Consider the following 11,892-nt stretch of genomic DNA (forward strand, 5'->3'; position numbering starts at 1 on the left):
CGGCATCCTCCCCGCCGCCCGCTTTTGCGGCGGGGAGATAGAGCGGATAGCAGGCCAGGCCCCGGCAAAATGGTGCTTAGCCGGCTGCTCCTAAAGATAAGTATTTTGGGTATACATAAAGGGGTATTATTAAAGGGGTAATACCAGCTGTAGTTTATTCTATGACCATTTCGCGGAGTTTTTGGCGGTAGGCTTCGAGTATATGGGTTTTATATACAATTCCGTAGTACCTGTTGTCTTTTGTAACAGCAAGGTAATCGCTTCCTGTGGCTTCCAGCTTTTGCATGACGGTTTCCGTGGAATCGTCAATGGCAACTGTTTCTTCAGGTATTGACATAATTTCCTGCAGGGTACTGTACTTTATCCTGAAAGCGCTGAAAAGTACCTGCCTGTTGCGGTTAAAATCTACAATGCCTAATAGCCGGTGTTTCTCGTCGGTAACAGGAAAAATGAGTTGTGATGTTTCGGTGAGGAGGGCAATGACATTTTCAGGTTTATCATCTGGCGAAAGGGTTTTCAGGCCAGTATTTACCACATGGAGCAGGTCGATCCCCGAGAGGATGTTCCGGTCTTTATCGGTTGTATATACCTGCCCCTTATCGGCCAGGTGTTTCACGTCCATGGAGTAATTTTCAAATTGTTTTGATACGGCAAAGCTAATGGAGGAAACAATCATTAACGGCACCATCAGGTTATATCCGCCTGTTATTTCACCGATGAGGAAAATGGCTGTTAGCGGCGCGTGGAAGAGGCCGCTGAGGATACCTGCCATGCCCACAATGGTAAAATTGCCCACGGGGATATCTTTGGCAAGCCCTGTAAGGCTCACCAGTTTGGCAACAAAAAAGCCAAGGTACGAGCCAACGAACAGGGAAGGCGCAAAGTTTCCGCCGTTGCCCCCGCTGGCAAGGGTAAGGCCTGTTGCATAAGCCTTTATCATCATGGTTATGCCCACAAAACCAAGTACCACCCAGCCATTATGTTTAAAATCTTCGAGGAGGGTATTCTCAAGCAACGAAGCAGCATCACCGTTAGATAACGTTTTTATGCTTTCGTACCCTTCACCAAAAAGGGTAGGGAAGAGGAATATAAGCAATGCAAGCGGTATGGCGCCATAAAGAGCCTTACGATACCCCTTAGCCTTCATTTTTTTAAAGAAACTCTCTGTTTTGCGGAACCTCCTGGCGTGATATACGGATACAAAGCCTGCCAAAAGCCCTAAAAGCACGTAATAAGGTATGTTATGGTAATCAAAAGACTGTTGCTGCCTGAATGACAGCAAAACTTCTTCATTAAGCACTATGGTGGAAACCAGCGCACCGGTAGCCGCTGATATCATTATCGGGATAAAAGCGGTGATAGTTACATCGGTAAGCACAACTTCTATGGCAAAAAGCACCCCTGCAATAGGCGCGTTGAAGGCCGCGGCAATACCCGCGGCAACACCACAGGCCAGCAGGAGTATCCGGTCTTTTTGCGAAAGCTTGTATTTTCGTGCAAAATTAGACCCGAATGCCGCCCCTGTGATGGTAATAGGCGACTCCAGCCCTGCAGACCCGCCCAGCCCCACAGTTAAGGAACTGGTGATTATCTGTGCGTACATCTGCTTCCGGGGCATAATGCCACCCCGTTTTGCTACGGCATATAAAATACCCGAACTGCCTTTTTCAATACTGCCATCAAGCACTTTGCGGACTACGAGTACCGTAAGTAAAATGCCTACAACAGGCAATATACTGTTTATATAAGGCAGTTTTAAGTAGCCATTGATGTAGTTGGCAAAAAGGAAAACATTGTGTGCAAACGTTTTTAGCAAAATAACAGCCAATGATGTGGATATTGCCACGGCCACACACGAAAAATAAATGAAATGCCTTTCGGACAACAGGCTCTTCAGCAGGAAAAAAAATGCTTCCATGCGGCGCACGTTGTGCCGTAAAAACAGCAGGAATTTTGAAATAGCTCTTCTTGGCATTTATTTAAGGGTGGGTTTAAAATGCTAATTTACTTTATTTGCAAGGATTTTAAAGGAGATTATGCATTTTTTAGGGCTTCCCTTACGCTTAGTGGCTTTAACCCTGCCTTCGCAACAAAATCCTTCACCGAAGCCGTATTTACTTTTGCATATTCGCGCAATGCCCAGCCAATAGCCTTTTGGATAAAAAACTCATTTGAATCTTTGTGCCGCAGGCACTCCCTGAAAAGCAACTGTTGGTCGGTTTTGTTCTTATAGCCCAACTGGAACAGCAACACTGAGCGGTTTAGCCACATGTTTGGAGATGTAGTAAACCGGCTTACCGTTTCCTCTTTTTTATCAGGGTATTGCTCAAGGTAACCCCCCAGAAGGTATTTTGATACAAGGTCAACGCTGTCCCACCAGGATTTTGTTACCAGCAAATGTTCAATAAGTACTATATCATCATCCCTGAAATTCTTTTTCAGTTCTTTCATAAGCAGGTCAATGGCGCTGTAGTGGTATTCCCGTTGCTCTTTAATATACAATGCTGCTGCAACTTCCCTTGCGTTTTGTTTTAGTTCATCCCGGTACTTTAAGGCTATATCCTTGTGCAGTGAACGCCTCATATCAGTCTTGATACCAAAAAAAGGGAAGTGGCCCTTCATATATTTTTCCATGGCAACAGCATTTTCAGCTGATGCATTCGTGGTAAATACGTTTTCAAGTTCATTGATGAAATTACTCATAGCTCCAGAAGTTTTTCTTTTGAAAAAGCCCTTACGGCATTAAAAAAAATACCGAACTCTTCTTCAAACTCCACATAAAATTCTTTCAGCTCATTAACGCTTTGCCCCATTCCTGATTTATATTTTGTACGATGGTCCATCTGCATCAAAATACGCGAAATACCTTCAATGGTGGCATAGCTGGCAAGCCAGTTGTGTTTTATCATGTGGGGCATCAGGTTTAGGGTACGCTGTGTAAGGATATTTTCATTTTCATGCAACAGTGCATAAAACTCCTGCGCAAACCGGGTAAGCGGAACAGGATGGTAAAGTTCCCAGTTTTTAGCAAGGAAATGATCATAAAAAATATCAACTATTATCCCCGCATAGTGGTGGTACACAGGGTGCAGCCGCTTTGTGCCCTGCCTGAAAACAGGGTGGCTGTCCGTAAAGCTGTCTATGGCACGGTGCAGCAATATGCCTTTTTTTATATCAGGGGCAAACTCTTCAGGCTTATGGCCATGTATGGTATCAGCCATGAAATTGCCTATCCTTACCATAGGGTTATCACCTGAAAGATATATATGTGCTAAGAAATTCATTGCCCTAATGTAAGAAATTGTTTCCGGTAACAAAATCCTAAAACAGTAAATCTGTAATCAGAAATCTAAAATCCTATATTTGCAATACCAATAAAAACGCAAATATGACACTAATTAAATCCATATCAGGCATAAGGGGCACCATAGGTGGTAAAACAGGCGATAACCTTACCCCGGTTGATGCTGTAAAGTTTGCCTCGGCTTACGGTACGTGGTTGAAAAATTATTCAGGAAAAGACAAACTTACCGTTGTAATTGGGCGCGATGCACGAATATCAGGCCCTATGATACACAATCTTGTGGTGAATACCCTCACCGGCCTTGGCATTGATGTAATAGACCTCGGGCTTTCTACCACCCCGACCGTTGAAGTTGCAGTGCCGCTTGAAAAAGCAGACGGTGGTATTATCCTGACTGCCAGCCATAATCCCAAACAATGGAACGCCCTGAAACTGCTTAATGAGAAAGGTGAATTCCTCAGTGGGGCGGAAGGTGCCAAAATACTTGATATTGCCGAAAGTGAAGCTTTTGATTTTGCCGATGTGGACAGCCTGGGCACTGTTACGGCCAATGATGCTTACATGGACATACATATTGATGAGGTGTTACAGCTGCCCCTTGTTGATGTTGAGGCAGTTAAAAAGGCTAATTTTAAAGTTGTGGTTGACGGGGTTAATTCGTCAGGCGGAATTATAATTCCTAAACTACTGGAGCAGATGGGTGTTGAGGTGGTAAAGCTTTATTGCGAACCCGATGGGCACTTCCCGCACAACCCTGAGCCTTTAAAAGAGCACCTGGGTGACATTTGCGAACTGGTTGTAAAGGAAAAAGCGCATTTTGGTATTGTGGTTGACCCTGATGTTGACAGGCTTGCTTTCATTTCTGACAACGGGGAAATGTTTGGTGAGGAATATACCCTTGTAGCCGTAGCCGATTATGTTTTGAGCAAAACACCTGGTAATACTGTGAGCAATATGTCATCATCGCGAGCGCTGCGCGATATTACACAAAAGCACGGCGGTACTTATGAAGCGAGTGCGGTAGGAGAGGTAAACGTGGTGGAGCTTATGAAAAAGAACAATGCCATAATAGGCGGTGAGGGTAATGGCGGTATTATTTATCCTGAACTCCATTACGGGCGCGATGCACTTGTTGGTGTGGCGCTGTTCCTTACTTATCTTGCAGAGCAGGGTATGACCGTTTCGAAATTGAGGGCATCATACCCGCAATACTACATGAGCAAAAATAAAATTGAGCTTACACCACAAATTGATGTTGATGCTATACTTGCGGCAATGGCAGGCAAGTATAAAAATGAAGATATATCAACAATTGACGGTGTTAAAATTGATTTTGCTGAAGAGTGGGCGCACCTTCGTAAATCAAATACAGAGCCTATAATACGTATTTATACCGAAGCAAAATCACAGGATAAGGCTGATGCCCTTGCGGTACGTATTATTGATGAAATAAAACAAGTAGCGGGGATTTAAAACATCCTATATATATGGCTATTCCTAAGATAATAAACCTATCTTAGGAATAGCCATTTCTTTAAGCACTATTTTAGTCCTCGTGCTTTTGGCCCATCATCATCAGGTAAGCCTTAAGGAACGCATCAATTTCACCATTCATTACGCTGTCAACATCGCTGGTTTCATATTGTGTACGTACATCTTTTACCAGCTTGTAAGGGTGCATCACGTAGTTGCGGATTTGCGATCCCCATTCTATCTTCATTTTGTTGGCTTCAATCTCATCCCTCACGGCCTGCCTCTTTTTCAGCTCTATTTCATAAAGCTGTGATTTAAGCAACTGCATGGCTTTGGTTTTATTATCAAGCTGTGATCGGGTTTCCGAGTTCTCAATAATAATGCCGGTAGGGTGGTGGCGCAGCCTTACCGCCGTTTCTACCTTGTTTACGTTTTGCCCGCCGGCACCGCTTGATCGCATGGTTTCCCATGAAATATCAGCCGGGCTTATTTCAATTTCAATGGTGTCATCGGCAAGCGGATATACATACACGGAAGCAAACGATGTATGCCTTTTGGCATTGCTGTCAAACGGGGAGATGCGCACCAGCCTGTGGACACCGTTTTCGCCTTTGAGCCAGCCGAAGGAAAAATCGCCTTCAAACTCAAGGGTTACGGTTTTTACCCCGGCTACTTCGCCTTCCTGGAAGTTAAGCTCCTTAACCTTATACCCCTGCTTTTCGCCCCACATAATGTACATACGCATCAGCATCCCGGCCCAGTCGCAGCTTTCAGTACCTCCGGCACCCGCCGTTATTTGCAATACTGCGCTCAGGCTGTCGCCTTCATCTGAAAGCATGTTCCGGAACTCAAGCCCTTCAATGTGTGAAACAGTAAGCGCATAGTGGTTGTCAAGCTCCTCTTCGGTGGCTTCGCCTTCTTTGCAGAACTCATACAGTATCTGGAGTTCCTCGGCCATAGCCATGCCCTTGTCATAATCTTCCACCCATTTCTTTTTTGAGCGTAGGTTTTTCACCACAAGCTCGGCCTCTTTGGCATTGTTCCAGAAATCAGGTGCAAATGTTTTTTCTTCTTCGTTAGTAATTTCGATTAGTTTCCTTTCGATGTCAAAGATACCTCCTCAGCGCACCAAGGCGCTCCATAATACCTTTAATTTGTTCGGTATTTGTCATAAATAATGTAGTTTTGTATTTTGCAAAAATAAGCTATCCTTTTCAATTAACATGGAAATAAATTTAGTTAGCGATACGGTTACACGTCCCGGCCACGAAATGCTCCAGCATATGTTCAGGGCAAAAGTGGGTGATGACGTATATAAACAGGATCCCACTGTTGTGGAGCTTGAAGAAACCGTAGCCGCTCTTTTCGGGAAAGAGGCAGCCCTGTTTTTTCCATCAGGCACCATGGCAAACCAGGCCGCTATTAAATTGCATACTAATCCCGGGGAAGAGCTTATTTGTGATAAGTGGTCGCATATTTACAATTATGAAGGCGGTGGCGCATCATTTAACAGCGGTGTTTCATGCCGGCTTATTGATGGGCACAGGGGTATGGTTACGGCTGCTCAGGTAGAAGAGGCCATAAATCCGCCTGATTTTTACCACAGCCCGCTTACAAGCCTTGTTGCCATTGAGAACACCACTAACAAAGGCGGCGGTGCCTGTTATGACCTTGAGGTGCTGAGGGATATAAAGCAGGTTTGCCGCAAGCACAACCTTAAATACCACCTCGACGGCGCCCGGCTGTGGAACGCGCTGGTGGCTAAGCGGCAGCACCCAAAACAGTTTGGTGAACTGTTCGACACTATTTCGGTTTGCCTGTCAAAAGGGCTGGGCGCCCCGGTAGGGTCACTGCTTACAGGTGATGCCGAAACCATAAAAAAAGCCCTCAGGATACGCAAAATTCTGGGAGGGGGCATGCGCCAGGCAGGCTATCTGGCAGCCGCCGGGCTTTATGCGCTGCAAAATAACGTAGGAAGGCTGGAGGAAGACCACCGGAGGGCTAAACAACTGGGCCAGCTGCTGCTGCAATTACCCTGGGTTCAGTCAGTGGAGCCGGTAGAAACCAACATACTAATATTTGCTATAAAGCCACAATACAGCGAAGAAGCGCTGACTGAAAAACTAAAGCAGAAGAATATATTTATTAGTTCACTTGGAAGAGGGAAGCTGCGGATTGTGACGCACCTTGATTATAAAGAGGTAATGCACCAGTATGTGCTGGAGGCGTTAGGTAAAGTGAATATTTAAAAATAAATATCATTGTCTTTTATTTTTGAAATAATAATTAACTGTTGCCATGGCAGTTGCTAAAAAAGGTATGGTTGAAAGAAGTATCTTTACATTCAGGGATAGTAGGCCAATAAAAAATATAAAGACTACAAGTAAGGCAATTAATAACATTCCAATAACTGTTAAACGTTTTGAAGCATATCTTTGAAATAGTGTAAAAATCAACAGTAGTTGCCCTGCCAACGGCATTATAATGAAAGGATGTAGTACAGCAGTTGGGTTAATGAAAATTTTTTTTAATATCAACAATTCTGCTTCATACAAAAAACTTTTATTGCCAGTTCCCCATTCAAGATATACAATAAAAGGGGTAAATATTAATAAGGTATTTAAAATTTTATTTTTCATTTTTAAATAGGTTGACAAAAGCCAAAGAAATTGCTTTATTCAGAAAATATAGTTGACAATTGTCAAATATTTGCACGTATCCTGCTAAGTGTCTCTATATTAACCCGTAAGTATGAAGCTATTAAAGTCAGAGGCACACGTCGGATAATATCAGGATGATGTGAAAGTAAAAAGGAATAGCGGTGAATAGCCTTCTTCTTTCGCATATTTATAGCCCTTTGTTCACTAAGTACATAATACTTTTCAATTAGCTTAGAGTAAATTTCAAGTAAGCTTTTATGGCCTTTAATAAGGTTATTTAGTGCCGAGAAAGAAAGTGTAATTCCAAAACAGTCCTCAAGGGCTATTACACTTTCATTTGATGGTTGCTGCAGAAAAAAACTTTTTACAGAAATTACAAAATCATTCTCTTTCATAAACCATGTAGTTACAGTATGATTATCCTCTTCGTGGCAACTGTATAAGAGTCCGCTCTGCAGGAACAACACTTTATTGCAGATTTTTCCTGTAGATACCCATTCAGTTTTTTTGGGAATAAATACTGGCTCCGCGACTTTTTCAAGTTCACTCAAAAAGGAATAGTCACAAGGATGAAATGACAGTAGTATATTTATCAGTTCATCGGGAAGATTGGTTGTCATCAGCTTATTGTATTTAGCTAGTAAATTAAAACAGCCCCGGTATGTTCGGCATGCCTTCTTTGGCAACAGCGGCCAGTTCTGCCTCATTTACTGATGTAGCCTTTTCTATAGCTTTGTTGAGCACTAATACCAGGTAATCTTCAAGCTGTTCTTTGTCTTCCAGTAATGAATCATCAATAGCAATGGCTTTTACGCCGCGATTGGCAGTCAGTGTAACTTTCAGCAGGCCGTCACTGCTCTGCTCATCTACCAGTACACTATCAAGCCTTTTTTTTGTTTCTTCAATTTTTTGCTGGGTTTCTTTAAGTTTGCCCATCATTCCCATAATATCTCCAAACATTTTTAAGAATTTTGTAAGTTGTATATACTGCAAATGTATTAAATTGCAAATACTATAGCAATTCATAAAAGAATGAAAAAACAAGCCTTACTAAGTTGCGTTTGTGTTATTTTTGCAGCAAATGCACAATCCGGCAAACCAAAAATGACAGAATTGATTACTCCACCCAAGGCTGCTGTTAAGCCAAAAAAACTTGAAAAACACGGCGACGTACGCATTGATAATTACTATTGGCTCAATGAGCGCGAAAATCCGGAAGTTATTGATTACCTCAAAAAGGAAAATGAATATTACCAAAAAATGACCGCCCATACCAAGGAGTTCCAAAAGGCCCTTTTTGAGGAAATGAAAGGCAGGATTAAAGAAGACGATGCCTCAGTTCCGTATTTTTATAACGGCTATTATTATATTACCCGTTTTGAAAAAGGCAAGGATTACCCTGTATATTCCCGCAAAAAAGGCAGCCTTTCGGCAAAGGAAGAAATTATGTTTGACTGCAACGAGATGGCTAAGGGTCATTCTTACTTTCACATGGCAGGGCTCAGCGTAAGCGAAGACAACCAGTGGGTGGCTTTTGGCGTTGACCTTGTATCGCGCAGGCAATACACTATACAGATTAAAAACCTGGCAACAGGCGAAATACTGCCTGTAAAAATTGAAAATACAACCGGCGGCTCCACCTGGGCTGGCGACAATAAAACGTTGTTCTATACCCGTAAGGACCCTGTAACCCTGCGTTCAGAAAAGATACACAAGCATACGCTGGGAACAACCACAGATAATGATGTGCTTATTTACCATGAAAAAGACGAAACCTATAATACATTTATTTACAAGGAAAAATCAAAAAAATACCTTGTGATAGGTTCCATGAGCACCCTTACGTCAGAATACAGGATCCTGGAAGCTGACAAACCTGACGGCGAGTTTAGGATTTTCCAGCCCCGCACCCGCGGACTGGAGTATAGCATCTCTCACTATGGTGACAAGTGGTATATTGTAACCAACAAAGACAAAGCCACCAACTTTAAGCTGATGGTTACCCCTGAAACAGCTACCGGGAAAGATAACTGGAAAGACCTCATAGGGCATAGGAAGGATGTGCTGCTTGAAGATATTGAGATATTTAAAGATTACCTCGTTATTTCTGAACGTTCGGACGGATTAAACAAGATAAGGATACGCCCCTGGAATGGCAGTGGCGAGTATTACCTGCCTTTTGAGAGTGAAACCTATACCGCAGGTACATCAACAAACCCTGATTTTGATACTGATATACTTAGGTACAGTTACCAGTCGCTGGCAACACCTTCTTCTGTCATTGATTTCAACATGAAGACAAAACAGAAGACCGTACTCAAAGAACAGGAAGTGCTCGGCGGCAAGTTTGACAAAAACAACTATACTGAAGAAAGGATTTGGGCTACCGCACAGGACGGTACCAAAATACCAATATCAATGGTGTACCGCAAAGGCATCACCAAAAACGGGAAAAATCCTTTGCTGCTGTATGCTTACGGTTCTTATGGCGCTTCAATGGACCCCTACTTTTCATCACTGAGGCTTAGCCTGCTTGACCGAGGCTTTATTTATGCCATAGCCCATATAAGGGGCGGGGAAGACCTGGGGCGTGAATGGTATGAAGAAGGCAAACTCCTGAAAAAGAAAAATACCTTTACTGATTTTATTGACTGCTCAAAATTTGTAATTGCACAAAAATATACCTCGCCGCAGCACCTTTATGCAGAGGGCGGCTCCGCGGGCGGGCTTCTTATAGGCGCCATAGTAAATATGGAGCCGAATCTTTACAGGGGCGTTATTGCACAGGTACCCTTTGTAGATGTTATCACCACCATGCTTGATGATACTATCCCGCTTACTACGGGCGAATATGATGAGTGGGGCAACCCTAATGATAAGGACTATTATAACTACATGAAATCTTATTCCCCGTATGACAACGTGAAGGCACAGGAGTACCCTAATATGTTGGTTACAACAGGCTTGCATGACAGCCAGGTACAATATTGGGAACCCGCCAAGTGGGTCGCTAAACTGAGGGTTATGAAAACCGGTAATAACCTACTGTTCCTTGATACAAATATGGAAGCAGGGCACGGTGGCGCTTCAGGCCGTTTTGAAGCCATCAAAGAGGTAGCCAAAGAGTATAGTTTTTTATTGGATTTGGAAGGAATTAGAAAGTAATTAAATTTTTTTTGTTAGCTTTGCAGGGTTTTGAGGTTGCTAAAAAAATTCTTGTTAAGCCCGCCTTGATTAACTTATTTTTTATGAAAGAAGAAATAAAAGCCTATAATAATGTATTGGAATTAATAGGGAACACACCTCTCATTAAACTCAATAAAGTTACCGAAGGGTTAAAAGGAAATTTCTACGCCAAGGTAGAAGCCTTCAACCCGGGCCATTCTACAAAAGACAGGATTGCACTTTACATTATAGAAGAAGCTGAAAAGAAAGGCATCCTTAAGCCGGGAGACACCATTATCGAAACAACATCCGGCAATACCGGTTTCAGTGTAGCAATGGTAAGCATTATTAAAGGTTATGACTGCGTACTGGCAGTCAGCTCTAAATCTTCTAAAGATAAAATAGACATGCTCCGCGCCATGGGTGCCAAAGTATATGTTTGCCCCGCCAATGTATCGGCTGACGATCCACGATCATATTATAATGTGGCCAAAAGGCTTCACGAAGAAATAAAAGGTTCAGTTTACATCAACCAGTATTTTAACGACCTTAATATTGATGCCCACTATAACACTACCGGGCCAGAAATATGGGAACAGACCAACGGTAAAATTACCCATCTTGTTGCCTGCAGCGGTACAGGGGGAACCATATCGGGTGCGGCACGTTTCCTTAAAGAAAAGAACCCTGCCATAAAGATACTTGGTGTTGACGCTTATGGTTCAGTACTTAAAAAATACCACGAAACTAAGGAGTTTGATAGTGAGGAAATCTATCCTTACAGAATAGAAGGCCTTGGTAAAAACCTTATCCCTACAGCTACTGATTTTGATGTAATAGATAAGTTCATAAAAGTATCTGACGAAGAAAGTGCCCATGCTGCTCGCCATATTGCCAAGCAGGAAGGCCTGTTTGTAGGGTATACCAGTGGCGCTACACTTCAGGCAGCCAAACAATATGCCGATGCAGGCGAATTTGATAGTAACAGCAATGTAGTCCTTATATTCCCTGATCACGGCTCCCGCTACATGAGCAAGGTCTTTAGCGACGAATGGATGAACGAGCAGGGCTTTTTTGACAGCGTAAACCTCGAGGAAGCACAAAAAATAGAATTCATAAAGTAATTGTATAAGATGATAATTGAAAACTCCGTACTAAGCGGAGTTTTTTTATATCCACCCGTTTCCGGTACAGCATCCGGAGCAGCAGGCTACAGGCATTTCCAGCCACACCTGTCCCGTCGTCCGCTATATCTCCCCGCCGCCATAAGCGCGGCGGCGGGGAGGATGC

Annotated in this window: 11 protein-coding genes; 4 read left to right on the top strand and 7 right to left on the bottom strand. The window is 43.1% G+C overall.

Translation table 11 applies throughout. From position 1 onward, the window contains the following. Nucleotides 1–154: 154 nt before the first annotated feature. The 3 genes from CHU92_RS04520 to CHU92_RS04530 are packed head-to-tail and all read right to left on the bottom strand — an operon-like array spanning nucleotide 155 to nucleotide 3,284. Nucleotides 155–1,975, bottom strand: coding sequence for a chloride channel protein (locus tag CHU92_RS04520; protein ID WP_094413040.1), 1,821 nt, complete (start codon nucleotides 1,973–1,975; stop codon nucleotides 155–157). A 59-nt stretch (nucleotides 1,976–2,034) separates the two neighbouring features. After that, the gene (locus CHU92_RS04525) at nucleotides 2,035–2,703 is read right to left on the bottom strand and encodes a DNA alkylation repair protein (RefSeq protein ID WP_094413042.1); all 669 of its coding nucleotides are present in this window, start codon (nucleotides 2,701–2,703) and stop codon (nucleotides 2,035–2,037) included. Beyond that, nucleotides 2,700–3,284, bottom strand: coding sequence for an acyl carrier protein phosphodiesterase (locus tag CHU92_RS04530; RefSeq protein WP_094413044.1), 585 nt, complete (start codon nucleotides 3,282–3,284; stop codon nucleotides 2,700–2,702). The genes CHU92_RS04525 and CHU92_RS04530 overlap by 4 nt, the downstream gene beginning before the upstream one ends. A 104-nt stretch (nucleotides 3,285–3,388) precedes the next feature. Between CHU92_RS04530 and glmM the strand changes: the two genes are divergently transcribed. Further along, complete coding sequence (gene glmM, locus CHU92_RS04535; RefSeq protein WP_094413046.1) at nucleotides 3,389–4,777, top strand: phosphoglucosamine mutase; 1,389 nt, start codon at nucleotides 3,389–3,391, stop codon at nucleotides 4,775–4,777. A gap of 73 nt (nucleotides 4,778–4,850) precedes the next feature. Here the strand turns inward: glmM and prfB are convergent. Continuing rightward, nucleotides 4,851–5,949, bottom strand: a protein-coding gene (gene prfB, locus CHU92_RS04540) for a peptide chain release factor 2 (RefSeq protein ID WP_129583007.1) whose coding sequence is annotated in 2 segments (ribosomal slippage) — nucleotides 4,851–5,885 and nucleotides 5,887–5,949 — 1,098 coding nt in all. Because the reading frame shifts where the segments join, the coding sequence is not laid out codon by codon here. Nucleotides 5,950–6,000: 51 nt separating this feature from the next. On the opposite strand from prfB, the gene CHU92_RS04545 reads away from it, so the two are divergent. After that, a complete protein-coding gene (locus CHU92_RS04545) occupies nucleotides 6,001–7,026 on the top strand; it encodes a threonine aldolase family protein (RefSeq protein ID WP_094413050.1) in 1,026 nt (341 codons plus the stop codon). Between the two features lie 9 nt (nucleotides 7,027–7,035). On the opposite strand, the gene CHU92_RS04550 is transcribed toward CHU92_RS04545, so the two are convergent. The 3 genes from CHU92_RS04550 to CHU92_RS04560 form a co-directional block, all read right to left on the bottom strand. After that, a complete protein-coding gene (locus CHU92_RS04550; protein ID WP_094413052.1) occupies nucleotides 7,036–7,416 on the bottom strand; it encodes a hypothetical protein in 381 nt (126 codons plus the stop codon). A 62-nt stretch (nucleotides 7,417–7,478) separates the two neighbouring features. Continuing rightward, a complete protein-coding gene (locus CHU92_RS04555) occupies nucleotides 7,479–8,057 on the bottom strand; it encodes a Crp/Fnr family transcriptional regulator (protein ID WP_094413054.1) in 579 nt (192 codons plus the stop codon). A gap of 25 nt (nucleotides 8,058–8,082) precedes the next feature. After that, nucleotides 8,083–8,397, bottom strand: a complete 315-nt coding sequence (locus CHU92_RS04560; protein ID WP_094413056.1) for a YbaB/EbfC family nucleoid-associated protein — start codon at nucleotides 8,395–8,397, stop codon at nucleotides 8,083–8,085. Nucleotides 8,398–8,469: 72 nt separating this feature from the next. Between CHU92_RS04560 and CHU92_RS04565 the strand changes: the two genes are divergently transcribed. Both CHU92_RS04565 and CHU92_RS04570 read left to right on the top strand, forming a co-directional pair. Next, nucleotides 8,470–10,602, top strand: a complete 2,133-nt coding sequence (locus CHU92_RS04565; protein ID WP_094413058.1) for a S9 family peptidase — start codon at nucleotides 8,470–8,472, stop codon at nucleotides 10,600–10,602. Nucleotides 10,603–10,685: 83 nt separating this feature from the next. Further along, nucleotides 10,686–11,726 carry a PLP-dependent cysteine synthase family protein gene (locus tag CHU92_RS04570; RefSeq protein ID WP_094413060.1) on the top strand — a complete coding sequence of 347 codons (1,041 nt, stop codon included), beginning with the start codon at nucleotides 10,686–10,688 and terminating at the stop codon, nucleotides 11,724–11,726. The last annotated feature ends 166 nt before the right edge of the window (nucleotides 11,727–11,892 follow it).

Origin of the sequence: Flavobacterium cyanobacteriorum (assembly GCF_002251835.1) — a bacterium.
GTDB classification, from domain to species: Bacteria; Bacteroidota; Bacteroidia; order Flavobacteriales; family Flavobacteriaceae; genus Flavobacterium; species Flavobacterium cyanobacteriorum.

Excerpts from the sequence above, each read along its gene's own strand:
- CHU92_RS04520 (WP_094413040.1), bottom strand. The coding sequence starts at position 1,975 with ATGCCAAGAAGAGCTATTTCAAAATTCCTGCTGTTTTTACGGCACAAC.
- CHU92_RS04525 (WP_094413042.1), bottom strand. The coding sequence starts at position 2,703 with ATGAGTAATTTCATCAATGAACTTGAAAACGTATTTACCACGAATGCA.
- CHU92_RS04530 (WP_094413044.1), bottom strand. The coding sequence starts at position 3,284 with ATGAATTTCTTAGCACATATATATCTTTCAGGTGATAACCCTATGGTA.
- glmM (WP_094413046.1), top strand. The coding sequence starts at position 3,389 with ATGACACTAATTAAATCCATATCAGGCATAAGGGGCACCATAGGTGGT.
- CHU92_RS04545 (WP_094413050.1), top strand. The coding sequence starts at position 6,001 with ATGGAAATAAATTTAGTTAGCGATACGGTTACACGTCCCGGCCACGAA.
- CHU92_RS04550 (WP_094413052.1), bottom strand. The coding sequence starts at position 7,416 with ATGAAAAATAAAATTTTAAATACCTTATTAATATTTACCCCTTTTATT.
- CHU92_RS04555 (WP_094413054.1), bottom strand. The coding sequence starts at position 8,057 with ATGACAACCAATCTTCCCGATGAACTGATAAATATACTACTGTCATTT.
- CHU92_RS04560 (WP_094413056.1), bottom strand. The coding sequence starts at position 8,397 with ATGTTTGGAGATATTATGGGAATGATGGGCAAACTTAAAGAAACCCAG.
- CHU92_RS04565 (WP_094413058.1), top strand. The coding sequence starts at position 8,470 with ATGAAAAAACAAGCCTTACTAAGTTGCGTTTGTGTTATTTTTGCAGCA.
- CHU92_RS04570 (WP_094413060.1), top strand. The coding sequence starts at position 10,686 with ATGAAAGAAGAAATAAAAGCCTATAATAATGTATTGGAATTAATAGGG.